This is a genomic window from Citrobacter sp. GW821-FHT02E08, assembly GCF_059421685.1.
The window spans coordinates 25,308-49,743 of record NZ_JBWKVL010000007.1; the positions used below are offsets into that span (position 1 = coordinate 25,308).

General features: G+C 54.6%; 17 protein-coding genes and 3 pseudogenes. 12 read left to right on the forward strand and 8 right to left on the reverse strand.

Translation table 11 applies throughout. From position 1 onward, the window contains the following. Nucleotides 1-111: 111 nt before the first annotated feature. The 4 genes and pseudogenes from murQ to tadA all read left to right on the forward strand — a co-directional run bounded on the left by murQ (nt 112) and on the right by tadA (nt 2,377). Nucleotides 112-1,005: an N-acetylmuramic acid 6-phosphate etherase gene (murQ, locus tag AC07UY_RS11205; protein ID WP_494661038.1), complete on the forward strand. Its 894-nt coding sequence runs from the start codon at nt 112-114 to the stop codon at nt 1,003-1,005. Between the two features lie 61 nt (nt 1,006-1,066). Then, nucleotides 1,067-1,186, forward strand: a pseudogene (locus AC07UY_RS11210) (hypothetical protein); the annotation flags it as partial. Further along, nucleotides 1,183-1,818, forward strand: a complete 636-nt coding sequence (gene yfhb / locus AC07UY_RS11215) for a phosphatidylglycerophosphatase C (protein WP_494661037.1) — start codon at nt 1,183-1,185, stop codon at nt 1,816-1,818. The pseudogene AC07UY_RS11210 and the gene yfhb, both read left to right, overlap by 4 nt. 17 nt (nt 1,819-1,835) lie before the next feature. Beyond that, nucleotides 1,836-2,377, forward strand: a pseudogene (gene tadA / locus AC07UY_RS11220) (tRNA adenosine(34) deaminase TadA). 8 nt (nt 2,378-2,385) lie between these two features. Here the strand turns inward: tadA and mltF are convergent. Next, nucleotides 2,386-3,933: a membrane-bound lytic murein transglycosylase MltF gene (gene mltF, locus AC07UY_RS11225; protein WP_494661036.1), complete on the reverse strand. Its 1,548-nt coding sequence runs from the start codon at nt 3,931-3,933 to the stop codon at nt 2,386-2,388. Between the two features lie 256 nt (nt 3,934-4,189). On the opposite strand from mltF, the gene purL reads away from it, so the two are divergent. The 5 genes from purL (at nt 4,190) to glnB (ending at nt 12,577) form a co-directional block, all read left to right on the forward strand. After that, nucleotides 4,190-8,077, forward strand: coding sequence for a phosphoribosylformylglycinamidine synthase (gene purL, locus AC07UY_RS11230; RefSeq protein ID WP_494701229.1), 3,888 nt, complete (start codon nt 4,190-4,192; stop codon nt 8,075-8,077). Nucleotides 8,078-8,642: 565 nt separating this feature from the next. Continuing rightward, nucleotides 8,643-10,073 carry a two component system sensor histidine kinase QseE/GlrK gene (qseE, locus tag AC07UY_RS11235; protein WP_494661034.1) on the forward strand — a complete coding sequence of 477 codons (1,431 nt, stop codon included), beginning with the start codon at nt 8,643-8,645 and terminating at the stop codon, nt 10,071-10,073. Nucleotides 10,074-10,096: 23 nt separating this feature from the next. After that, complete coding sequence (gene qseG, locus AC07UY_RS11240; RefSeq protein WP_494661033.1) at nt 10,097-10,828, forward strand: two-component system QseEF-associated lipoprotein QseG; 732 nt, start codon at nt 10,097-10,099, stop codon at nt 10,826-10,828. After that, the gene (gene glrR, locus AC07UY_RS11245; protein WP_271446457.1) at nt 10,828-12,162 is read left to right on the forward strand and encodes a two-component system response regulator GlrR; all 1,335 of its coding nucleotides are present in this window, start codon (nt 10,828-10,830) and stop codon (nt 12,160-12,162) included. Before qseG ends, glrR begins: the two co-directional genes overlap by 1 nt. Before the next feature lie 76 nt (nt 12,163-12,238). Further along, a complete protein-coding gene (glnB, locus tag AC07UY_RS11250) occupies nt 12,239-12,577 on the forward strand; it encodes a nitrogen regulatory protein P-II (RefSeq protein ID WP_002914032.1) in 339 nt (112 codons plus the stop codon). A 36-nt stretch (nt 12,578-12,613) separates the two neighbouring features. Here glnB and hmpA read toward each other — a convergent pair whose 3' ends face one another. Further along, complete coding sequence (gene hmpA / locus AC07UY_RS11255; RefSeq protein WP_494701228.1) at nt 12,614-13,804, reverse strand: NO-inducible flavohemoprotein; 1,191 nt, start codon at nt 13,802-13,804, stop codon at nt 12,614-12,616. Nucleotides 13,805-14,129: 325 nt separating this feature from the next. On the opposite strand from hmpA, the gene glyA reads away from it, so the two are divergent. From glyA to AC07UY_RS11270, 3 genes and pseudogenes are all read left to right on the forward strand, one after another. After that, nucleotides 14,130-15,383 carry a serine hydroxymethyltransferase gene (gene glyA / locus AC07UY_RS11260; protein WP_494701227.1) on the forward strand — a complete coding sequence of 418 codons (1,254 nt, stop codon included), beginning with the start codon at nt 14,130-14,132 and terminating at the stop codon, nt 15,381-15,383. Between the two features lie 95 nt (nt 15,384-15,478). Next, nucleotides 15,479-15,895, forward strand: a pseudogene (locus tag AC07UY_RS11265) (aldose epimerase family protein); the annotation flags it as partial. An 89-nt stretch (nt 15,896-15,984) separates the two neighbouring features. Beyond that, entirely contained in the window at nt 15,985-17,133 is a 1,149-nt protein-coding gene (locus tag AC07UY_RS11270) for a 3-phenylpropionate MFS transporter (protein WP_203360396.1), read from the forward strand. Here the strand turns inward: AC07UY_RS11270 and csiE are convergent. The 6 genes from csiE to AC07UY_RS11300 all read right to left on the reverse strand — a co-directional run bounded on the left by csiE (nt 17,128) and on the right by AC07UY_RS11300 (nt 24,349). Then, nucleotides 17,128-18,405, reverse strand: a complete 1,278-nt coding sequence (gene csiE, locus AC07UY_RS11275; RefSeq protein WP_494661030.1) for a stationary phase inducible protein CsiE — start codon at nt 18,403-18,405, stop codon at nt 17,128-17,130. The two genes, AC07UY_RS11270 and csiE, sit on opposite strands and share 6 nt — an antisense overlap. Before the next feature lie 241 nt (nt 18,406-18,646). Next, the gene (locus AC07UY_RS11280; RefSeq protein ID WP_494701226.1) at nt 18,647-19,252 is read right to left on the reverse strand and encodes an SIS domain-containing protein; all 606 of its coding nucleotides are present in this window, start codon (nt 19,250-19,252) and stop codon (nt 18,647-18,649) included. Next, on the reverse strand, nt 19,249-20,886 hold the full coding sequence (locus AC07UY_RS11285) for an FGGY-family carbohydrate kinase (RefSeq protein ID WP_494701225.1): 1,638 nt from the start codon (nt 20,884-20,886) through the stop codon (nt 19,249-19,251). The genes AC07UY_RS11280 and AC07UY_RS11285 overlap by 4 nt, the downstream gene beginning before the upstream one ends. Before the next feature lie 17 nt (nt 20,887-20,903). Continuing rightward, nucleotides 20,904-21,857: an ABC transporter permease gene (locus AC07UY_RS11290; protein ID WP_494701224.1), complete on the reverse strand. Its 954-nt coding sequence runs from the start codon at nt 21,855-21,857 to the stop codon at nt 20,904-20,906. Between the two features lies 1 nt (nt 21,858). Further along, nucleotides 21,859-22,848: an ABC transporter permease gene (locus AC07UY_RS11295; RefSeq protein ID WP_276294324.1), complete on the reverse strand. Its 990-nt coding sequence runs from the start codon at nt 22,846-22,848 to the stop codon at nt 21,859-21,861. Next, on the reverse strand, nt 22,841-24,349 hold the full coding sequence (locus AC07UY_RS11300) for a sugar ABC transporter ATP-binding protein (RefSeq protein ID WP_494661028.1): 1,509 nt from the start codon (nt 24,347-24,349) through the stop codon (nt 22,841-22,843). Before AC07UY_RS11300 ends, AC07UY_RS11295 begins: the two co-directional genes overlap by 8 nt. Between the last annotated feature and the right edge of the window lie 87 nt (nt 24,350-24,436).

The window sequence follows — 24,436 nt, forward strand, 5'->3', positions numbered from 1 at the left end:
TCTCCTGGCGAAAACGTGATGGCGACAGCGACACAAATTTCACTCGCCTGAATGAATATAATATTCCATTATAGGCAATTAGTATGAATTAAAAATTCCTGAGGAGAAAAAATGAATCTCGGCGCGTTAGTTTCAGAAACCCGTAATCCACAGACTATGGACCTCGATGCTTTATCCACGCTTGAGCTGGTTCATCGTTTTAATCAACAGGATACGCAGGTAGCGCTCGCAGTAAAAGAGACGCTGCCGGAGGTTGCGCGTGCAGTCGATGCCGCTGCAAATGCGTTAAAGGCAGGAGGGCGCATTATTTATATGGGTGCTGGCACCAGTGGACGGCTGGGAGTGCTTGATGCGTCTGAATGCCCGCCAACTTTTGGCGTGCCGCATGGGCTGGTCGTGGGATTGATAGCAGGGGGCCCGGGCGCGTTGTTGAAGGCGGTTGAAGGTGCCGAAGATAGTCTGCAGTTAGGGGAAGAGGATTTAAAGGCGCTCAATCTGACCGCGCAGGATCTGGTGGTTGGACTGGCGGCATCAGGTCGCACGCCCTACGTGATTGGCGGCTTGAAGTATGCCAACCTGGCTGGATGCACCACGGTCGCTATTTCCTGTAATCCTGACTCACCGATCGCGCGTGAGGCGGACATAGCGATTTCGCCGGTGGTCGGCCCCGAGGCGCTGACGGGGTCAACGCGACTGAAATCAGGTACTGCGCAAAAGCTGGTGCTCAATATGATCTCCACTGGTGCGATGGTGAAATTTGGCAAGGTCTATCAAAACCTGATGGTGGATATGAAGGCCACCAACGTCAAACTGATCGACAGAGCGTGTCGCATGGTGGTGGAAGCGACAGGAATTACGCGCGAAGACGCTGAGGCGCTACTGAAACAAACCGATTTTGACGTCAAACCCGCCATTCTGATGGCGCTCTCCGGGCTGGATGCGGCAGCCGCCAGAGAAAAACTGTCGGCTCACCAGGGATTTTTACGGGCGGCATTAGAAAACTAAACAGACGAGCATACGGCGACGGGGGAGTAAGCCGTTTATCATTGATGTGACGCGACTATGCGCATTAACGATTGTTGCCGGAAAAGTGATGTTCTATCTGTTAGGCTATTTAATAGCAGTTAGCGCCAGGTTCTCGTTGACCAGGCTTCAGAGTTCAACTTTCCAGAGGTGCAGGGTTTGACCAGCCACGAGCGTCGTGTCGTATTTTTTGATTTGGATGGTACGTTGCACCAACAGGATATGTTTGGCAGTTTCCTGCGTTATCTGTTGCGTCGCCAGCCGCTGAATGTGCTGCTCGTGCTGCCTTTACTGCCGATCATTGCGATTGCGTTGATGATAAAAGGGCGCGCCGCTCGCTGGCCCGTGAGTCTCTTGTTGTGGGGATGTACATTTGGTCACAGCGAAGCGCGTCTGAAAGCGCGTCAGGCTGAGTTTGTGCGTTGGTTTCGGGATAACGTCACCGCGTTTCCGATTGTGCAGGAACGACTCACCACCTATTTGTTGAGTTCTGATGCCGATATCTGGCTTATCACCGGCTCGCCGCAATCGCTGGTCGAGCAGGTCTATTTTGATACCCCGTGGCTGCCGCGCGTTAACCTGATCGCCAGTCAGATCCAGCGAGGCTACGGTGGCTGGGTGTTGACTCTGCGTTGCCTGGGGCACGAAAAAGTCGCGCAACTTGAGCGGCAGATTGGCACGCCGCTGCGTCTGTATAGCGGATACAGCGACAGCAAGCAGGACAACCCATTACTCTACTTTTGCCAGCATCGCTGGCGCGTCACGCCACGCGGTGAGCTCCAGCAACTGGAATAGTGCAAAGCAGAGCGTCTGTGTATAATGCGCCCGCTTTTATTACTGGAGTTTCCCTTTGTCTGAAGTTGAATTTAGCCACGAATACTGGATGCGTCATGCGTTGACGCTGGCGAAACGCGCCTGGGACGAACGTGAAGTGCCGGTGGGTGCGGTATTGGTGCACAATGATCGCGTCATCGGTGAAGGGTGGAATCGGCCAATCGGTCATCACGATCCTACTGCGCATGCGGAAATTATGGCGTTACGACAAGGGGGGATGGTGCTGCAAAACTACCGTTTGCTGGACACCACGCTGTACGTCACGCTGGAACCGTGCGTCATGTGTGCAGGCGCGATGGTCCACAGTCGGATTGGTCGGGTTGTTTTTGGCGCACGTGATGCAAAAACGGGCGCGGCAGGCTCGCTGATGGATGTCTTGCATCACCCGGGTATGAATCACCGGGTGGAAATCACCGAGGGCATCTTGCGTGATGAATGCGCGACGCTGCTGAGCGATTTTTTCCGCATGCGTCGTCAGGAGATCAAAGCACTGAAAAAGTCATCGGCGACGCCTGAATAAACGTCGCGTTACTCTTCCTCTTTTTCCTTTGGCGGTAACAGTAACGTTGGCGAAGGCGTCAGGTAGGCCGAGGACGACTGCGACAAAAACGAGGAGAGGGAGAGCCTCTCTTTACCAAAGTCCTCCGCAGACACCGCCGGGTAGTCCTGCGCCAGTTTCAGTGTTTCTGCGGCCTGTTTCTCTTTCTCCTGCAGATAGCCGACCAGGCTTATCTGATACTTTCGAATATTTTCCACATAGGCGTAAGCCTCATGCCCGCGCGCATAGCCGTAGGTCAACTTACTGTAATACGGTTTCTGGCTGAGCAGCGGCAAGCGCTGTTTTACATCGGTCCAACTGTCCGGATTCCCTTTGGTTTTTACCGTTAACGCCCGGGCGTCAAGCATGTGCGCATAACCCATATTGTAAGCGATGAGCGCAAACCAGATACGCTCTTCTTCGGGAACGGTATCAGGGACTTTGCTCATCATGTCCTGTAGATAACGCGCGCCGCCGCTGATGCTCTGTTCGGCGTCGGTCCTGTCAGTCAACCCCAGACTCTGAGCGGTATTTCTGGTGAGCATCATCATGCCGCGGACGCCGGTTGGCGAGGTGGCCTGCGCATCCCAGTGCGATTCCTGATACGCGATAGCCGCCAGTAAACGCCAGTCAATCTCCTGCGCATACTTCTGAAATAGCGGTTTCAGCTCTGGCAGCACGTTATCTACAGCGCGTAAGAAGGTGCGGGTATCAACGTAATCAAAGTCGCCGCCGTGACCCAAATATTTTTCTTCCAGTCGCGCCAGAGAACCGTCTTCATTAATGGTGTTAAAAAAATCGAGCAGGGCTGCCGAGAGCGTGTTGTCATCATCCAGTTGGCTGAACCAGGTGACCGGCTGCTCATCGGTGACATCCAGCGCAACGGCCAGCTCAGGGTGTACGCGCTGGAACAAGCTGATGGCCACCGAGTCTGCGATGGTGTACTCCAGTTCGCCGCTGATCACCGCTTCCATCAGTTCCGTCGTGCCCTTTTTGTCATCGACTTTCCAGCTGAGTTCGGGGAACTTTGTCTCTTTCAGGGTGCGTAGGTCATTCAGGACCACATGACTTGGCGCAATGGTGAGTTGGTTTTCATTCACGGTGGCAAGCGTTCGCGGGCGATATTGTCCGACCCGATAGACCACTTGCTGAGAAACAGAATAGTACGTTGGACCCGATTGGTAGTTTTTCACGCGTTCGCTGTTATAGACCAGACCTGCGGCCAGCAGGTCGGCCTTGCCATTGTCCAGATCGTCAAACAACTGGCTGATGTTCTGACGTACGGTGACCTTCAGCTTTACGCCTAAGTAGTTGGCGAACAGCTGCGCCAGCTCATAATCCAGACCGTACTTTTTTCCATTGAGGGTTGAGTAGGTTAGCGGTGAGTCAATGGTACTGACGCGCAGCTCTCCCCGCGCCTGAATGGCGGCGATACGATTATCGGCTTTACCGAACCAGGGGATTGATGGCCAGAGGGCCGCTGCCAACAGCAGCGTCAGTATGCCGATGAACAGATAATTAATCTTTAATTTTTTCAATTAGTTAATTCTCTGGATCGTGCGGTTTCTCAGCCTGAAAATGTAGTGATTAAAGCCAGTGTGAGTCATTGATGTGCGGCATTTTGCGCAACAATACGCCAGTTGGCAACTAATTCGGAATCAGTGGCGCATCGGATGATAAGAAACGGCGGTGATTTTATTTCGACGCAAACGGTTTCGTCAGCGCGCCAGATTCTTTATAATGGCGCCCGTTTCCCCACTTGGGCACACCGAAAGCTTAGAAGACGAGAGACTTATGATGGAAATTCTGCGTGGTTCGCCTGCACTGTCTGCATTCCGTATTAACAAACTGCTGGCGCGTTTTCAGGCTGCCAACCTCCAGGTCAACAATATTTACGCTGAGTATGTCCATTTTGCCTGCCTGAATGCGCCGCTGAACGATGATGAACACGCGCAGCTTGCCCGTTTGCTGAAGTATGGCCCGAGCTTACGCAGCCATACCCCGGAGGGAAAACTGCTGTTGGTTACCCCTCGTCCTGGCACCATCTCTCCCTGGTCTTCCAAAGCAACGGATATTGCACACAACTGCGGCCTGCAACAGGTGAGCCGTCTGGAACGTGGCATTGCCTGGTACGTTGACGCTGAGCCACTCACCGCTGAGCAGTGGCAAAGCGTTGCTGCTGAACTGCACGACCGCATGATGGAGACGATTTTCTCCTCGTTGAACGACGCAGAAAAACTGTTTGTTCACCACCAACCGGCACCGGTTGCCAGCGTTGATGTGCTGGGCGAAGGTCGTCAGGCACTGATTAACGCAAACCTGCGTCTGGGCCTGGCGCTGGCGGATGACGAAATTGATTATCTGCATACTGCCTTCAGCAACCTGGGCCGCAATCCAAACGACATTGAGCTTTATATGTTCGCCCAGGCGAACTCCGAACACTGCCGTCACAAGATTTTCAACGCCGACTGGGTCATTGATGGCAAACAACAGCCGAAATCGCTGTTCAAAATGATTAAAAACACCTTCGAGACCACGCCGGACCACGTGCTTTCTGCCTATAAAGATAACGCGGCGGTAATGGAAGGTTCTGAAGTGGGGCGCTACTTTGCCGACCATGAAACGGGTCGTTACGACTTCCATCAGGAACCTACACACATCCTGATGAAAGTAGAAACCCATAACCACCCGACCGCAATTTCGCCTTGGCCAGGTGCTGCGACCGGTTCCGGTGGCGAGATTCGTGACGAAGGCGCGACTGGGCGTGGCGCGAAGCCGAAAGCCGGTCTGGTTGGTTTCTCTGTTTCTAACCTGCGTATTCCGGGCTTTGAACAGCCGTGGGAAGAAGATTTCGGTAAGCCGGAGCGCATTGTTACCGCGCTGGACATCATGACCGAAGGCCCGCTGGGCGGCGCCGCATTTAACAACGAATTTGGTCGTCCGGCGCTGAACGGTTACTTCCGTACGTATGAAGAGAAAGTGAATAGCCACAACGGCGAAGAGCTACGCGGCTATCACAAACCGATCATGCTGGCGGGCGGGATCGGCAACATCCGCGCCGATCACGTACAGAAAGGCGAGATCGTCGTTGGCGCGAAGCTGATCGTGCTCGGCGGCCCGGCGATGAACATCGGTCTTGGTGGCGGCGCGGCGTCTTCTATGGCGTCCGGCCAGTCCGATGCCGATCTGGATTTCGCCTCCGTACAGCGCGACAACCCGGAAATGGAACGTCGCTGCCAGGAGGTTATCGACCGTTGCTGGCAGTTGGGCGATGCTAACCCAATCCTGTTTATCCACGACGTGGGCGCGGGCGGTCTCTCTAACGCGATGCCGGAACTGGTGAGCGACGGCGGGCGCGGCGGCAAATTTGAACTGCGTGACATCCTCAGCGACGAGCCGGGTATGAGCCCGCTGGAAATCTGGTGTAACGAATCGCAGGAACGTTATGTTCTGGCGGTTGCCGCTGACCAGTTGCCGCTGTTTGATGCGCTCTGCAAGCGCGAGCGCGCACCGTACGCCGTGATCGGTGAAGCAACCGAAGAACAGCATCTTTCGATGAATGACCGTCATTTCGATAATCAGCCTATCGATCTGCCGCTGGATGTTCTGTTGGGCAAAACGCCGAAAATGACCCGTGATGTGCAGCGCCTGCAAGCAAAAGGCGACGCGCTGGATCGTCGTGATATTACCGTTGCCGATGCGGTCAACCGCGTACTGCATTTACCTGCCGTGGCGGAAAAAACGTTCCTCGTCACCATCGGCGACCGCACCGTCACCGGCATGGTGGCGCGCGATCAGATGGTTGGCCCGTGGCAGGTTCCGGTGGCGAACTGTGCGGTTACCACCGCAAGCCTTGACAGCTACTACGGCGAAGCCATGTCGTTGGGCGAGCGTGCGCCGGTCGCATTGCTGGATTTCTCCGCGTCCGCCCGTCTGGCGGTTGGGGAAGCGCTCACCAACATTGCGGCGACGCAGATTGGTGATATCAAACGTATCAAACTGTCTGCAAACTGGATGGCGGCAGCAGGCCACCCGGGTGAAGATGCCGGCTTGTATGAAGCTGTAAAAGCGGTGGGTGAAGAACTCTGTCCGGCATTGGGTCTGACCATTCCGGTGGGCAAAGACTCGATGTCGATGAAAACCCGCTGGCAGGAAGGCAATGAGCAGCGTGAAATGACCTCGCCATTATCGCTGGTGATCACCGCGTTTGCCCGCGTGGAAGACGTCCGTCACACCATCACGCCGCAGCTCTCCACGGAAGATAACGCCCTGCTGCTGATTGACCTGGGCAAGGGCCACAACGCGCTGGGGGCAACTGCGCTGGCGCAGGTTTACCGTCAGCTTGGCGACAAACCGGCAGACGTGCGTGACGTCGCACAGCTGAAAGGCTTCTATGATGCGATGCAGGCGCTGGTGGCGCAGCGTAAACTGCTGGCTTACCACGACCGTTCTGATGGCGGTTTGCTGGTGACGCTGGCTGAGATGGCCTTTACCGGTCACTGTGGCATTCAGGCGGATATCGCTGCTCTGGGCGACGATCGTCTGGCGGCGCTGTTTAACGAAGAGCTTGGGGCCGTCATTCAGGTTCGTGCGGCGGATCGTCAGGCCGTCGAAACCCTGTTGGCGCAACATGGTCTTGGCGACTGCGTTCACGCGTTAGGTCAGGCCGTTTCCGGTGACCGTTTTGTTATCGAAGCGGACGGTCAGGTTGTCTTCAGTGAAAGCCGTACCACCTTACGCACCTGGTGGGCTGAAACCACGTGGCAAATGCAGCGTCTGCGAGACAACCCTGAATGTGCCGATCAGGAACATCAGGCGAAAACCAACGATGCCGATCCTGGTCTTAATGTGAAGCTGTCGTTTGATATCAGCGAAGATATCGCTGCGCCATACATCGCGACCGGCGCACGTCCAAAAGTCGCGGTGCTGCGCGAACAGGGCGTCAACTCGCATGTGGAAATGGCAGCTGCTTTCCACCGTGCGGGCTTTGATGCAATCGATGTACACATGAGTGACTTGCTGGCGGGGCGCACTGGTCTTGATGACTTCCAGGCGCTGGTGGCGTGTGGCGGCTTCTCTTACGGCGACGTGCTGGGGGCGGGTGAAGGTTGGGCGAAATCGATCCTCTTTAACAACCGCGTGCGCGATGCGTTCGAAACCTTCTTCCACCGTCCGCAAACGCTGGCGCTTGGCGTGTGTAATGGCTGCCAGATGATGTCCAATCTGCGTGAGCTGATCCCGGGCAGCGATCTGTGGCCGCGCTTTGTGCGTAACCATTCCGACCGTTTTGAAGCGCGCTTTAGTCTGGTGGAAGTGACCCAAAGCCCATCCCTGTTACTGCAGGGAATGGTGGGCTCACAGATGCCGATTGCGGTTTCTCATGGGGAAGGGCGTGTGGAAGTGCGTGATGGTGCGCATTTGGCTCAGCTTGAGAGCAAAGGTCTGGTGGCGCTGCGCTATGTCGATAACTTCGGCAAAGTGACCGAAACCTACCCGGCGAACCCGAACGGCTCGCCGAACGGGATTACGGCGGTGACTACTGAAAATGGCCGCGTGACCATCATGATGCCGCACCCGGAGCGCGTTTTCCGCACGGTAAGCAACTCCTGGCATCCGGAAAACTGGGGCGAGGACAGCCCGTGGATGCGCATCTTCCGTAACGCGCGTAAGCAGTTAGGTTAATCAACACCTGCGAAAGGCCCGGTAGCCTGATGCTTACCGGGCCAGCTAAACGGCAGGCCGGATAAAACGAAATAGCCAACCGTGGACGCTTTTTGTCGGGGAATCACGACAAAGGGTAGTTTGCAGTGTCTCCAAAAGGAGACGTTTAATTGATTGATTTTTATAGAGTGTGCTGAGTTTGAGATTGGGTGTCTCTTTTTGACGACACAATGGCGAAATCTTACTCACTTTGGCTTTGCTGCTTTTTTGTCGTAAAGTTAAATAAAATCATGATGTTAATATAATGCTTTAACTATTGGCATGGTTTCTGCATAATACTAAGCAGTGGCTCATTCACCTTCTTATGTCAGCCCCTTCGGGACGTGCTACATAAACTTCGAATGACGCACAACAAGGTGCCTGCCGTCCAACATCTGATAATAGCGCTGCTTTATCAACCATCGGGCGAAACGTCGAGTTAGGCACCGCCTTATTCCATAACAGAGCCGGGTTAAGCCCGGCTTTGTTGTATCTGAGGTTTCCCTCAGTTAGCATCCTTCTATTCGTCTCCGATGAGAGTAACGCTTTGAAGCGCTGGTCTGTATTTCCCCGGTCATTACGTCAATTGGTTATGCTGGCATTCCTGCTGATCCTGCTTCCTTTATTGGTGCTGGCATGGCAGGCATGGCAAAGTCTCAACGCCCTGAGTGCGCAGGCGGCGTTAACCAACCGCACAACTCTGATTGATGCCCGTCGCAGCGAGGCGATGACCAATGCGGCGCTCGGGATGGAGCGCAGTTATCGTCAGTACTGTGTGCTGGACGATCCTACGCTTGCGAAGGTCTATCACGGCCAACGAAAGCGCTACAGTGAAATGCTGGACGCGCATGCCGGCGTATTGCCGGATGACAAACTTTATCAGGCATTGCGTCAGGATCTGAATGCGCTCACCCAACTACGCTGTACAAACAGCGGTCCGGATGCGGCGGCGGCGGCGAGCCTGGAAGCCTTTGCTCACGCCAACACCGAGATGGTGCAGGCGACGAGAACCGTTATTTTCTCCCGCGGCCAACAGCTTCAGCAGGAAATTGCCGAGCGCGGACAGTTCTTTGGCTGGCAGGCGCTGGTGCTGTTTCTGGTCAGCCTGGCCATGGTGCTGCTCTTTACCCGTATGATCATTGGGCCGGTAAAGGGGATTGAGCGGATGATCAATCGACTGGGGGAAGGGCGTTCGCTGGGGAATGCCGTTTCGTTTACCGGTCCCCGTGAACTACGCTCAGTGGGCCAACGTATTATCTGGTTGAGCGAGCGTTTGTCCTGGCTTGAATCACAACGTCACCAATTTTTACGCCATCTCTCACATGAACTGAAAACGCCACTGGCCAGTATGCGTGAGGGCACAGAGCTGTTGGCCGATCAGGTTGTGGGGCCGCTGACGCCTGAGCAAAAAGAGGTGGTCGGCATTCTCGACAACAGCAGCCGTAACTTACAGAAGTTGATTGAGCAACTGCTTGATTACAACAGAAAACTGGCAGATAGCGCCATTGAACTGGAAAGCGTTGAGATTGAACCGCTGGTCGATATGGTGGTTTCCGCTCACAGTTTGCCAGCCCGCGCTAAAATGATGCATACCGACGTCAGACTGGATGCGAATACGTGCCTGGCGGAGCCGATGCTATTGATGAGCGTGCTGGACAATCTTTACTCCAATGCGGTGCACTATGGTGCTGAATCCGGTAACATTTGTATCAGTAGCCGTCTGCATGGCGCCACGGTACATATTGATGTCACAAATACCGGTACCCCGATTCCAGAAACAGAAAGAGCCATGATTTTCGAGCCGTTTTTCCAGGGGAGCCATCAGAGAAAAGGGGCTGTGAAGGGCAGCGGGCTGGGATTAAGCATCGCCAGGGACTGTATCCGTCGTATGCAGGGAGAACTTTATCTGGTCGATGAGAATGCGCAAGAGGTGTGTTTCCGCATAGAGCTGCCGCTATCTGCATCGAAAAACCATTAAAAATGAAGCTAAGTCTGGTGAGTATGCCACACGTTTTTGTTCGAGTGTTTAAACGACTTTTTTCCCGACGGATGTTATTCGCGAGCGTGCCGTGTCTGGCGCTGATGGGGTGTGCCCCGCACGCGGCTAAACATCTCGTCGGCGATCCGTCTCAGGAAAAAATCCCGCCTTATCAACTGGCGGATTACCTTTCTACCGAGTGTGCTGACATCTGGTCATTACAAGGGAAGTCCACGGAGAGCAACCCGCTTTACTGGCTGCGGGCGGTTGACTGTGCCGATCGTCTGCTGCCGATTCAGTCGCGTAACGAGGCGCGTGCGCTTGAGGATGATACCTGGCAGAGTGCCTTTAAGCGTGGGATTTTACTGGCGGATGCCAAAATCTCGCCCATTGAGCGACGCGTTGCGGTTACCCAACTGGATGCCCTGAGTTCACAGATCCCCGCCCAGGTTCGCCCTCTTTATCAACTTTGGCGCGATGGGCAGATGCTGCAATTACAGCTTGCCGAAGAACGGCAGCGTTACAGCAAGCTTCAGCAAACGACGGACAGCGATCTCGATACGTTGCGTCAGCAGCATCAGCATTTACAGGCTCAGCTCGATCTCACTACCCGCAAGCTGGAGAATTTGACCGATATTGAGCGCCAGCTTTCCACGCGTAAACCCGCCGGTAACTACAATCCTGACGCGACGCGCGGCAGCGACAAACCTGACGAAACAACACCAGCGCCATCACAAGATGAGGTAACGCCATGATCAGCCGCAAACCGGCGCATTTACTGCTCGTGGATGACGATCCGGGCTTGCTAAAACTGCTCGGGATGCGACTGACCAGTGAAGGTTACAGTGTCGTAACGGCAGAAAGCGGCCAGGAAGGGCTGCGCGTACTGAATCGTGAAAAAGTAGATTTGGTGATAAGCGACCTGCGTATGGACGAAATGGACGGCATGCAGCTGTTTATTGAGATCCAGAAAGTGCAGCCGGGTATGCCGGTCATTATTTTGACCGCGCACGGTTCGATTCCCGATGCGGTAGCGGCAACCCAGCAAGGTGTTTTCAGCTTTCTGACCAAGCCGGTAGACAAAGACGCGCTGTATAAGGCGATCGACGAAGCGCTGGAGCAGTCGGCTCCCGCGACAGATGATCGCTGGCGTGAATCTATCGTCACCCGTAGCCCCTTAATGCTGCGCGTGCTGGAGCAGGCGCGCATGGTGGCGCAGTCGGACGTCAGCGTCCTGATTAACGGACAAAGCGGCACCGGGAAAGAGATCTTCGCGCAGGCTATCCATAACGCCAGTCCGCGCAGCAGCAAACCGTTTATCGCGATTAACTGCGGTGCATTGCCGGAGCAGTTGCTGGAGTCTGAATTGTTTGGTCACGCGCGCGGAGCATTTACCGGCGCGGTAAGCAATCGCGAAGGGCTGTTTCAGGCGGCAGAAGGCGGCACGCTGTTTCTGGATGAGATTGGCGACATGCCCGCACCGCTACAGGTCAAACTGCTGCGTGTCCTACAGGAGCGCAAAGTCAGGCCGCTCGGCAGCAATCGCGATATCGACATTGATGTGCGGATCATTTCTGCCACCCACCGTGACCTGCCCAAAGCGATGACGCGGGGCGAATTCCGTGAAGATTTATACTATCGCCTGAACGTGGTGAGCCTGAAAATTCCTGCTCTGGCCGAGCGTGCGGAGGATATTCCACTGCTGGCGAATTATCTGCTGCGTCAGTCGGCAGAGCGGCATAAACCGTTCGTACGCGCTTTTTCAACGGATGCCATGAAGCGGCTGATGACAGCTGGCTGGCCGGGGAACGTCCGTCAACTGGTGAACGTTATCGAACAATGCGTGGCGCTCACCTCTTCGCCGGTGATCAGTGATGCGCTGGTGGAACAGGCGCTGGAAGGGGAGAATACTGCGCTGCCAACCTTCGTTGAAGCGCGCAACCAGTTTGAGCTGAACTATTTGCGAAAACTGCTGCAAATCACCAAAGGCAATGTGACCCATGCAGCGAGAATGGCCGGGCGCAACCGGACCGAATTTTATAAATTACTCTCCCGTCACGAGCTGGATGCAAACGACTTCAAAGAGTAGTTTCCATGCCGTAAAGTAGCGTGAATTGTGGTACGGTAACTCGATTAAAAGACAGGCGACCTTTTCAAGGAATAGCATGAAAAAGATTGATGCGATTATTAAACCCTTCAAGCTGGACGACGTCCGTGAGGCGTTGGCAGAGGTGGGTATCACCGGTATGACGGTTACGGAAGTGAAAGGTTTTGGCCGCCAGAAAGGCCATACCGAGCTGTACCGTGGCGCGGAATATATGGTGGATTTTCTGCCGAAGGTGAAAATTGAAATTGTGGTGACCGACGACATCGTGGACACCTGCGTCGACACCATTATTCGTACTGCACAGACGGGTAAAATCGGCGACGGTAAGATCTTCGTCTTTGACGTGGCTCGCGTGATCCGTATTCGCACTGGCGAAGAAGACGACGCGGCGATTTAATTTCAATGCCCTCTCTGACGAGAGGGCATCTTATTGTTACAGCACCTTATGCGGGCCAAAACATTCGTAATGAATGTTTTCGTTTTTCACACCGAGATTCACCAGCTGCTTCGCGGCAAATTGCATAAAGCCGACCGGACCGCAGAGATAAAACTGCATTGCCGGATCGCTGATTGCGCCTTCCAGTTTGTTTAAATCCATCAGACCCACGCTGTCAAACCCGCCTTTGGCGCGATCGTCTGCGCTCGGCTCACGATACCAGGTATGTGCGGTAAAGCGCGGCAGCGTTTTGCCCAGTTCGTTTACTTCATCGGCAAAGGCATGTACGTCGCCATTTTCCGCCGCGTGGAACCAGTTCACCTGCGCGGTGTGATGCGTTTTCGCCAGCGTGTCCAGCATCGCCAGCATTGGCGTTTGTCCGACGCCTGCGGAAATCAGAGAAACAGGGGTATCGTTGGCAACGGCCATAAAGAAATCCCCCGCCGGGGCCGCTAAATGCACCACGTCGCCCACGTTTGCATGGTTGTGCAGCCACGTTGAAACCTGACCGCCATCTTCGCGCTTAACGGCAATACGATAGCCTTTGCCGTCCGGCTTGCGGGTCAGTGAATACTGACGAATCTCCTGATGCGGGAAACCTTCCGGCTTCAGCCAGACTCCCAGATATTGTCCAGGATGGTACTCTGCGACGGCGCCGCCATCGACAGGCTCGAACTCAAAACTGGTAATCAGCGCACTACGCGGCGTTTTATTCACGATACGGAACGGACGCGTCCCTTCCCAGCCGCCGGTTTTGCCTGCGTTCTCGCTGTAAATTTGCGCTTCACGATTGATAAAGACATTAGCCAGTACACCGTAGGCTTTTCCCCACGCATCCAGCACTTCCTGACCCGGGCTGAACATCTCATCCAGCGTCGCCAGCAGATGGGCGCCCACGATGTTGTATTGCTCGGGTTTGATCTGAAAACTGGTGTGCTTCTGCGCAATTTTCTCGACCGCAGGCAGCAGGGCCGGCAGGTTTTCGATATTGCTGGCATACGCGGCAATCGCATTAAACAACGCTTCACGTTGATCGCCATTGCGTTGATTACTCATGTTAAAAATTTCTTTGAGTTCAGGATTATGCGTAAACATGCGATCGTAGAAATGGGCGGTCAGTTTAGGACCCGTTTCAACCAGCAGGGGAATGGTGGCTTTTACAGTGGCGATAGTTTGAGCGTCAAGCATGCGGGCTTCCTTTTAATTAAATCTTTAATGATGTATATCAAATGCATCTTATAAAAATACCCCTGCATTGTAAATGGTTCTTTGTGATTTTGCGTTTGTAACGTTACAAAATGAAAAGTATGCATCACAAACCTGAAAAGAATTCCGCTAAAATCCGTAAGACCTTAATTCGGCAAAGCCTTGTGCTGCTTGAAGGTAATCGTTTGCGTAAAATCCTTTGTCAAGACCTGTTATCAACGGATGATTCAGTTATACTGTTGGTCGTTGTCCAACGGGACTGCCTTTTAAGGCCAAATTTTATCGTTAGCTGAGTCAGGAGATGCGGATGTTAAAGCGTGAAATGAACATTGCCGATTATGATGCCGAACTGTGGCAGGCTATGGAGCAGGAAAAAGTACGTCAGGAAGAGCATATCGAACTGATCGCCTCCGAAAACTACACCAGTCCGCGCGTCATGCAAGCGCAGGGTTCTCAGCTGACCAACAAGTATGCTGAAGGATATCCGGGCAAACGCTACTACGGCGGTTGCGAATATGTGGATGTCGTCGAGCAACTGGCGATCGATCGCGCGAAAGAACTGTTTGGCGCTGATTACGCTAACGTCCAGCCGCACTCTGGCTCTCAGGCGAACTTCGCGGTCTACACCGCGCTGCTGCAGCCGGGCGATACCGTGCTGGGGATGAACCTGGCGCAGGGCGGTCACCTGACTCACGGTTCTCCGGTTAACTTCTCCGGTAAACTGTATAACATCGTGCCTTACGGCATCGATGAGTCCGGTAAAATTGACTACGCCGACATGGCGAAGCAGGCTCAGGCCCACAAACCAAAAATGATTATCGGCGGCTTCTCTGCCTACTCCGGTATCGTTGACTGGGCAAAAATGCGTGAAATCGCCGACAGCGTTGGCGCGTACCTGTTCGTCGACATGGCACACGTCGCGGGTCTGATTGCCGCTGGCGTTTACCCGAACCCGGTTCCACACGCTCACGTTGTCACCACCACCACCCACAAAACGCTGGCTGGCCCGCGCGGTGGCCTGATCCTGGCGAAAGACGGCAGCGAAGAGCTGTACAAAAAACTGAACTCCGCAGTCTTCCCAAGCGCTCAGGGCGGCCCGCTGATGCACGTTATCGCGGCGAAAGCCGTGGCGCTGAAAGAGGCGATGGAGCCTGAGTTCAAAACCTACCAGCAGCAGGTAGCGAAAAACGCCAAAGCGATGGTAGAAGTGTTCCTGAACCGTGGCTACAAAGTGGTATCTGGCGGTACTGAGAACCACCTGTTCCTGCTGGATCTGGTCGACAAAAATCTGACCGGTAAAGAAGCTGACGCAGCCCTGGGTCGCGCCAACATCACCGTCAACAAAAACAGCGTACCAAACGATCCGAAGAGCCCGTTTGTGACTTCAGGTATCCGTATCGGTTCTCCGGCTGTAACACGTCGCGGCTTTAAAGAAGCGGAAGCGAAAGAGCTGGCGGGTTGGATGTGTGACGTGCTGGACAACATCAACGACGAAGCAGTTATCGAACGTATTAAAGGTAAAGTGCTGGATATCTGCGCACGTTTCCCTGTTTACGCGTAATTCTGCTCTCAGAAATAACAAAGGCCGCGAAAGCGGCCTTTTTGCTTTTAATGTCTCGGTGCCAGTTCTGACATCTATTGTTCCTGACGCAGCGCCCGATGCTTTACGGCTGCGGTTTTCATCCGTTTTTTGTGTTTGATGCGCAAAGCACCGTGCAGTTTTCCGCCAGCGGGTATTGGCCGGAAGATGCACAGCATCTACCGTTGGCGTGGCAGGCGAAAATCCCCGGGGCTGCGAATTTCGCCCATGCACAATACGGCGAGGATACCTGGCTAAATGTGGGATATTCCGGCTGGAGCGGGAAGGCGGTTATACAACGTGATGTGATGAGCGTCACGCTTTTAGCGCAAACTCCGTGGCTGATGCTTTTCAGAATGTCGGGTGGCGGGTTCCTTTGTCTTGAGCCGCAGTCGCATCCGGTCAACGCCCATAATATGCCGGGGCAACCGGGATTGCGGGTCTTGGCTCGGGGGGATAGCTGTCATTTCACTATGCAAATCATCGTCGATTAGCGTAAAAGCGCATGTTATATCACTGTTAATACTCACTTGCGCCAGCCAGCGTTTATCGCCAGACTATCGCCTCCTAACGGGAGGGAATCATGGTTTTGCACTCCACGCGCTGGCTGGCGCTCGCTTATTTCACCTATTTCTTTAGCTACGGTATTTTTTTACCTTTCTGGAGCGTCTGGCTCAAAGGTCTGGGATTAACGCCTGAAACCATTGGTCTTCTGCTGGGCGCAGGACTGGTGGCGCGTTTCCTCGGTAGCTTGCTGATTGCCCCTCGTGTGAGCGATCCTTCCCGTCTGATTTCCGCGTTGCGTGTTTTGGGCTTGCTGACGCTGGTCTTTGCCCTGGCGTTTTGGGCAGGAACACACGTTGCATGGCTGATGGTGGTGATGGTTGGTTTTAACCTCTTCTTCTCACCTCTGGTGCCGTTGACGGATGCGCTGGCAAACACCTGGCAAAAACAGATAACGATGGACTATGGCCGGGTCAGACTGTGGGGGTCGATTGCGTTTGTGATTGGTTCCGCGCTGACCGGTAAGCTGGTGAGCCTATTCGACTATCAGGTCATTCTCGCACTGCTGAGTCTTGGCGTGGCCTCTATGCTGTTGGGAATGCTGTTGCGCCCGAGCGTGTTACCGCAAGGGGAAAGTCGTCACCAGGAGAGCGCAGGCTGGCCAGCCTGGCGTGCGTTGATAACACAAAGCTGGCGCTTTCTGGCCTGTGTGAGCCTGTTGCAGGGGGCGCACGCCGCATATTACGGCTTTAGCGCGATTTACTGGCAGGGGGCGGGGTACTCCGCGTCGGCTGTCGGCTATTTATGGTCGCTGGGCGTGGTCGCGGAAGTCATCATCTTTGCGCTCAGTAATAAGCTGTTCCGTCGTTTTAGCGCCCGTGATTTGTTGCTACTTTCCACCGTTTGTGGGGTTGTACGCTGGAGTTTGATGGGCTGGAGCACCGCGTTGCCGTGGCTGATTGTGGTGCAGATCCTGCACTGTGGTACTTTTACCGTTTGCCACCTGGCGGCGATGCGTTACATTGCCGCGCGTCAGGGTAGCGAAGTGATCCGCCTGCAGGCCATTTATTCCGCTGTGGCAATGGGCGGGAGTATTGCCATCATGACCGTCTTTGCCGGGTACCTCTATCAGCATCTGGGGAGCGGCGTGTTCTGGGTGATGGCGCTGGTTGCGCTGCCCGCGATAGCCATCCGGCCAAAAGTGGCAGCGCGCTCGCCAGCGCTATGATTCGAGGATACGGCGGATCTGCTGTTGCTGATGCGTCGTTAACGCCTGCTCGGCATGAATCAGCGGGGGTGAAAAGAGCGGAAGCGGTGTGGTGTAGGGGGTGACAATCAGCGTCACCCCACGCAGCGAACCTTCTTTTTGAAACGCCAGCATGGGCATGCGTTTAATATTGAGCGGCAGAAGCGTGAGTTCACGCAGTTGCTGCTCGATGTCTTCCTCGCGGTTTTTGTCATTGCCCGTCAGGAGAACAATTTGCTTTTCGTGCAGATCGTTTTCCTGCATCAGCCATGCGCCGAAAATCACCGCGACCAGTCCGGCCTCTTCTTCAGAAAACTGCACATTGTATTCCGCCTCAAGCCCACTGAGCGCATCGCGGGTGGTACGCACCAGTCGCGGATAAAGCTTTGCGAACTCTTCAGGTAACGTATTATCGATACCGATAGCGAACATGCTGCGGTGCAACGCCTGTGCGAGATGGATGTAGAGCTGATCGTGCAACCCTTGCTCGTCGTTGAAGCGAGTGTTGCCCATCTCTCTAAAGCGCAACACCAGTCTGGCGACGGCCAGGCGTAGCTGTCGATCCTGCTGATGATTGTCGCGGATGGGATCAGGGATGCGAATCATGGAAAACAGCAGGGCGATAAACAGCGACTCATTCAGTGGCGCATTTTGCATTACGCGGCGTTGCCAGTGACGGCCAATCTCCAGAGCAAGTTGATACTCTGCGCAGGATTGCGCCCACCGTTGCTGTATCGGGTTAAATTCCGGGGAGATACCTGCATGGTGTTGCAGCAGGCAATACTGCAAAAACAGCCGCAAAAACTGGATATCACGGCACTCAAACGGTTTTTGCAACCGCCGCGAGCAGAGATTAATCAGTGCGTGAAGATTCGTGTCGTCATATAACGTACGCGCAATACCTCGCTGTTTAAGCTCGGTTTTCAGCGCATGCGTAAACTGTTGCGTAACAAACGTCGGACACAGCCGTAGGCCGCGTCGTAACCACTGTACCAGGCACAGACGTTGATTGAGCGCTGAACCTTCAATCCGGTAGCGACCGTTTTGGCCAGTGGTGATGGTGAGCTGATGATAGCGCTGGATCTCCAGGCGGGTTTCGGTGATATCCTCACGAACAATCTCATCATCAACGCCATTTAGCGCGCTGAGGGTTTCCGTAGTGGCATTTTGCCCCGGCTGGAAAAGCGTCAGTAGCACCTGGCAGCGGCGCTGGGGACCGGAAAATACAGATGGTGTAGTGAGTGTTGGCATCATCCGTCTGGCCTCCCGTTAGTATGTTAGATAAGAATAGCTAAAGTTTGCCTGTGAAAGTGGGGTTAAGGTCGCTTTACACCAGGAATGCTGAAGAGCATCACAGAATTTTTAACGTGAGGAAGAGATGCAGGTAGTGAAACGCAGCGCATTAACACACTTTTTCGCTGTTTTATCTTTTGCTTAAGGTAATAAAAACCGCCAATTGCTGGCGGGGTTGGAAAGGTGAGTAGAAATGCCCTTTCTATATCTTCTGTTCCTGGCTCAGCGTTAATCCCACATCACCGCCGGGATGCACGGCCAGCAGGGTTTCCTTTGAGTATCCACTCTCGCTCATCAGACAAGCGCAGGCGGCATCAAATATCGCCAGTACCAGAATAATTGAAGTGGTTGCCAGCATATTCAGTGGATCGGCCTCACGCTGTACTCCCGTGGAAATAACCAGTCTGGAAGCGCTGGCGATGGCTGAGTTCGGGTTTTCAGTCACGCTAATTATAGGCACATTTTTTTTGGTAAGCCCTGGCAACAGACGGGTCAGTTCATCCGAATTCCCCCCGCGTGAAAGCATGATCACCAGATCATCGGTGCGTAAAAAACCCAGGTCGCCATGCGCTGCATCAGTGGCATTGAGGTAAATCGCCGGACGTTCAACGCAGGCGAGCATATGCGCCACTTTACGCGCCGCAATACCGGAGGTGCCCACGCCGGTCACCACGATTTTCCCTGTGCAGCTACGCAGTTCGGCCATTAAAGACTGCCAGATCTGTTCATTCAGATGCTGCTGCAGACCGGCGAGGGCATCGCTGTAGAGATGCCACACGCCGGTGGCCTGAGGCCATGAATCACTCATGCCTCCTCCTGCATCAGCTGGCGATATTTCATATGGTCCTGATACATCTCGTGGAAAACCCGATATTTGCGATCGTAGTACTGCTTAATTCGGTTGGTTTGCGGGGTGACCGTTTTACCAATTCGGCTCATGGCAGACATCGCCTCAGGGAAGGTATCGAATACGCCCGCCGCGATAGTCCCCATCATAGCGCCGCCCAGCAGCATGGCTTCACTCTCTTCCGGTAGCAGCATGGCGCAGCCGGTAGCGTTGGCATGTTCCTGAACGAAAATCGGGTTTTTCGTGCCGCCGCCGCTGGCCATAATCGTATCAATGGTGTAACCGCTTTGATTCATCGTTTCGATGATATGACGAGTTCCCAGGGCAATGGACTGGATGGTCGCCAGATACTGTAGCGCCATATCTTCCGGCGTGCGGGACAGCTTAAGCCCGGTGATGGCACCCGTGAGTGTCGGGTTTGCACGCGGTGAGCGGTTGCCGTGGAAATAGGGGAGAATATGCATGTCGCGGGTCAGAAATGCGATATCTTCCGGCTCGCCGGCCATTTTGCGCAATAGCGCATTCAGCACTTCGTAAATGGTCTGTCCCTGCGATTTTGCCTGTGCCAGCAGGGTATCGTAGCAAGGGTGCGACTGAATAACATGGTCGATTAACGCCCCCGTCGCTGACTGCCCGCCTTCGTTGAGCCAGTATTCCGGCAGGACGGCAGAGTAGTAAGGACCCCAGACGCCGCCGATAAAACGCGGTTCTTTGGAAATTGCCATATGACCGGTGGAGGTACCGCCAATCAGCGCAACACGGCGGTCGAAATCTGCTATCTCGCCAGTAACGCCGCAGGCGCCAAGCGTGCCGAGCGTACCGGCGTGTGCGTCAATAATCGATACGCTGACCGCGGTTCCTGGAATCAGCCCCATTTCGCTGGCGGCACGCGTGGAGAGTCCATGACCGAGCGGCTCACCCATGGTTTTTACGTAGCGGCCAATTTTTTCCGCATCGTGCTCGAGCAAGTCTTCCAGCCCAATCTGGCGGAAATAGCTGGCATCCCATTTGTCCTCATGGCCCATATAGGTCCATTTACACACCGTTGAGCACAGTGAGCGCGTGTCATCCCCGGTGGCGCGCCAGGTCAGGAAATCAGGCAGGTCAAAATAGTAGCCCGCATTCGCCCAGGTGTTGGGCATATGCTGTTTCAGCCACAGCAGTTTTGGCGTTTGCATTTCTGGCGAAATAATCCCGCCGACGTAGTCCAGCACCCGATGATGCAGCGCGTTAATTCGCTCCGCCTGAGTGATGGCGCGGTGATCCATCCACACAATAATGTTCTGCTCGCTGCGCCCGGAGGGGCTGACAGTCAGTGGCTTACCGTCTTTATCCAGCACCACCAGCGAACAGGTGGCATCGAAGCCCAGACCTTTAACCTGAATCGGGTTGATATCTGACTGGTTAATCGCATCGCGAACCGCGTTACACACGGCCTGCCAGATATTATCAGAGGACTGCTCAACAAAATCAGCTTGCGGGCGGTAAATCTCAATAGCCCGACTGGCCTGACCGACCATCCTGCCGTTGAGATCAAACACGCCAGCACGGGCGCTCCCGGTACCTACATCCACACCGATAAAGTAACTTGCCATAATTTTTTCTCCTGAAATCAGGCTTTACGATTCTGTAATGCAATAAAGAGGATCAGCACCGCGCCCCAGAGCGCCATCGTCAGATAGCTACTGACCCCCAGCAAGTTAAGGCCGCTTTCCAGCATTTGCAGCACAATGAGCGCCAGCACCAGGCCGATAATGCGCCCGAAGCCGCCATCCGGGTTGATGCCGCCAAGTACGGAAGCAAGGATGGTAACCAGCAGGTATGATTCACCGTATCCGGCTTTTGCCGAGTTGAATTTTGCCATCATCAGAATGGCGGCAACCCAGCCGAGCAGGGCAGAAATGACGTACACGGAAATCTGCACCCGAACCGTATTCACACCGCTATAGCGGGTAGCCTGTTCATTGGAGCCGACGAGGTAAAGGCTGCGTCCCAGCGTGGTGTGCTCCAGCAGAACCCACAGCAAGATGGCCACCAGCAAAAAGAGCAACAGCGCCACAGGGATACCGGCAATCGTGGCGTTACCGAGGTATTGAATCGCGGCCGGGAACCCGGAGATGACCGTTCCGTTGGAGAGCAGAATATTAAGCCCGGAGATCAGCGTCATCGTGCCGAGCGTGGCGAGAATAGGCGAGACGCCGACCCAGGCGATCAGCGCGCCGTTCAGCGTGCCAATGGCAACCGCCACGGCGGCACCCGCCAGCAGGGCGAGAGCCAGAAAAAGTGGGTTATCCGGATGAGTGACGATCACCGCTGCCATCACTAGCGAGCAGGCGTTAGCCCCGGCGATAATCGACAGGTTAATGCCGCCGGTCAGCATAGTCATACCCATTCCCAGAGCCAGCATACCGAGGATCGGTAACTGCGAGCCGATGGACTGGAAGTTGGCTACGCTGAAAAAGCGGCTGCCGAGCAGGGCCGAGAAGACCAGCGCCACGACGATAATAATCACGCATTGCAGACGAATGATGGCATCACCGGGTAAAAATCTGGCGAACGTTTTCATCTCAAAGCTCCCTTGCCAGTTTGCGTTTTTCGTTCCAGGCCGTGGCGCTAATGCTGACCAGAATAATGGCGCCGCTGAAAACGGTGTGCCAGTAAGAGGAGACGCTCAGCAGCGTCAGGCCGTTTTGTAAGAAGGCCAGCAGAATAACGCCCAGCAGCGTACCGGTGAGCGTCCCGCGCCCACCGCTCATGCTAGTACCACCGAGTACCACTGCCGCCAGCACCGTTAGCTCAAAGCCGAGCAGAGAGTTGGGCGCGACGGATTGGGTTATCTGCGCCTGCACCACGGCGGCAACGCCCGCCAGAATGCCCATGTAGCCATACACATAGAAATGCAGCTTCAGCAGATTCAGTCCCAGTCGTGATGCAGCGTCGCGGTTGCCGCCCATGGCGTAAACCTGGCGCCCGAGGCGGGTATAGTTCATCAGCACGGCGGTAAAAATAATCACCGCTGCCAGGCACAACAGGGGCAGGGTAAGACCGTAGTCGTAGCCGTCCGCCGCGGTGAACGAAAACCAGTTGATGCCGTTCATAAACCAGTCCGGGAAGCCGTACAGCCAGGTGCCTTTGGTGGTGTAAACCAGCAGACCGTAGTAGACGTTCAGCGTGGCGATGGTAATGATGATCGCCGGAACGCGTAGCCAGTAGACCAGAAAACCATTGATAAGCCCGAGCAGCAGCCCGACGGCAATGGCGATAACCAGCGCCAGCGCGAAGTTGCCGCCGTGGCCGATAACCCAACTGGCCATCGCATACTGGGCTATGGCGGTCATGGCTGGAAATGAGATGTCGATACCGCCAGAAATCAGCACCACAAACAGCCCGCAGGCGAGGATGCCGAGTATGGCGTAGCTGGTGGCAACATCCGTCAGGTTCCCCAGTGACAGAAACTCATCGGTGCTGACGCTCAGGCCGACGGCGAGGGCAACCACCAGCAGCCCCAGCCAGAATTCATGTTGCCCAATTAAACGGGAGAAACGCAGACTATTCATTGATTACCTCGACCACTTCAGCAATCTCCTCTTCACGACAGTGATGAGGATTAAATTCCGCCACCAGTTTGCCGCGACGCATCACCAGCACGCGATGGCTGTTGTAATACGCTTCCGGAATTTCATCGCAAATCATCAGCACGGCCATCCCCTGTTCGGCCAGATCGCGGGCAATCTGGTAAATGCCTTCTTTGTTGGCGATATCGACGCCAACGGTGGGGGAGTCAAGGATCAGGATGCGCGGATGGGTTGCTACCCATTTGGCAATCGCAATGCGCTGAGCATTACCGCCGGAAAGTGTTTTAACCGGCAGGTGCGGATCGGACACTTTAATATTCAGTTCGCGGATAAGGTCGGCAACACGTTGTTGCGCTTTGCTGTGATCGAGCAGACCGCTTCGGGTATGCAGTTTGTCGAATATTGTCACGATGGTATTGTCGTAGATCGACTGTTCCATGATCAGCCCTTGCGTCAGGCGATCTTCCGAGACATAACCGATCCCGTGTTTAATGGCATCGTGATTATTACGAAGCTGGACGGGCTGACCGTTAATACGTATTTCACCGCTTTCCGGGGGCGTCATGCCAAACAGGCTGAGGCAAAGCTCGGTACGCCCGGCGCCAAGCAGGCCGACAATCGAGACAATCTCGCCGCTGTGCAGCGACAGATTAATATTCTGGTATTTTCCTTGACGACTCAGGTTGCGCAGTTCCAGCAGAGGCTCCTGCTCAATGGACGGTTTCTCTGGCAGCGGGCTGTAGTGGAAGCGCTGTCCGGTCATCAGGAAGGCCAGCTCGTTGCTGTCCAGCTCGCTGGCAGGGAAAGTGCCTACCAGTTTACCGTCGCGCATGACGCTAATGCGGTCTGCTACTTCCATGACTTCATCAAGACGGTGGCTGACAAACACCACGCAGATTCCGGCGGCTTTTAGTTCATTAACCACCCGCAGCAGGCCGTTGACTTCCTGTCGGGTTAACGAGGCAGTAGGTTCATCCATGATAACCAGACGTGCGTCGGCAGCAATCGCGCGGCAAATAGCCACCAGTTGACGGTCTGCGATAGAGAGTTTTTCGACTTTTTTATCGGGATCGATTGTCACGCCGATGCGCTTCATTGCTGCCAGCGCCTGCTGCTTCATGGCACCGCGACGCACCCAGATATCGCCACCGGGCAGGTAGCGGTTTACCGCAATATTTTCCGCGACGCTAAAATTGGGAAACAATGACAAATCCTGGTAAATAACCTGAATGCCGTAATGTGAAGAAAGCTGTGGCGTCAGATGATGGAACAATTTGCCATCGAGTAAAATCTGCGCCCCTTTTTCAGGGTGATAGACGCCAGAGATTACTTTAATGATGGTGCTCTTGCCGCAGCCGTTTTGACCCGCCAGACAGTGAACTTCGCCTTTTTTCAGCGTCAGATTCACGTTATCCAGCGCCAGCACGCCCGGGAATTGTTTGCTGATATTCTCAAGGGTGATAAATGCGGTGGTGTCTGTCATGGACAATACCCCTGCGAGCGTCCTGGTGGACGCTGAGTGTTAGTGTTGTGGATAGCGCCGACCAGGCGGTCGGCGTGAGGTTCCCTG

Bases quoted from the DNA above. Each gene is read 5' to 3' on its own strand.
- AC07UY_RS11300 (WP_494661028.1), bottom strand. From the start codon at position 24,349: ATGACAGACACCACCGCATTTATCACCCTTGAGAATATCAGCAAACAA.
- hmpA (WP_494701228.1), bottom strand. From the start codon at position 13,804: ATGCTTGACGCTCAAACTATCGCCACTGTAAAAGCCACCATTCCCCTG.
- qseG (WP_494661033.1), top strand. From the start codon at position 10,097: ATGCCACACGTTTTTGTTCGAGTGTTTAAACGACTTTTTTCCCGACGG.
- AC07UY_RS11290 (WP_494701224.1), bottom strand. From the start codon at position 21,857: ATGAAAACGTTCGCCAGATTTTTACCCGGTGATGCCATCATTCGTCTG.
- purL (WP_494701229.1), top strand. From the start codon at position 4,190: ATGATGGAAATTCTGCGTGGTTCGCCTGCACTGTCTGCATTCCGTATT.
- glnB (WP_002914032.1), top strand. From the start codon at position 12,239: ATGAAAAAGATTGATGCGATTATTAAACCCTTCAAGCTGGACGACGTC.
- AC07UY_RS11285 (WP_494701225.1), bottom strand. From the start codon at position 20,886: ATGGCAAGTTACTTTATCGGTGTGGATGTAGGTACCGGGAGCGCCCGT.
- AC07UY_RS11295 (WP_276294324.1), bottom strand. From the start codon at position 22,848: ATGAATAGTCTGCGTTTCTCCCGTTTAATTGGGCAACATGAATTCTGG.
- AC07UY_RS11280 (WP_494701226.1), bottom strand. From the start codon at position 19,252: ATGAGTGATTCATGGCCTCAGGCCACCGGCGTGTGGCATCTCTACAGC.
- csiE (WP_494661030.1), bottom strand. From the start codon at position 18,405: ATGATGCCAACACTCACTACACCATCTGTATTTTCCGGTCCCCAGCGC.
- murQ (WP_494661038.1), top strand. From the start codon at position 112: ATGAATCTCGGCGCGTTAGTTTCAGAAACCCGTAATCCACAGACTATG.
- glyA (WP_494701227.1), top strand. From the start codon at position 14,130: ATGTTAAAGCGTGAAATGAACATTGCCGATTATGATGCCGAACTGTGG.
- AC07UY_RS11270 (WP_203360396.1), top strand. From the start codon at position 15,985: ATGGTTTTGCACTCCACGCGCTGGCTGGCGCTCGCTTATTTCACCTAT.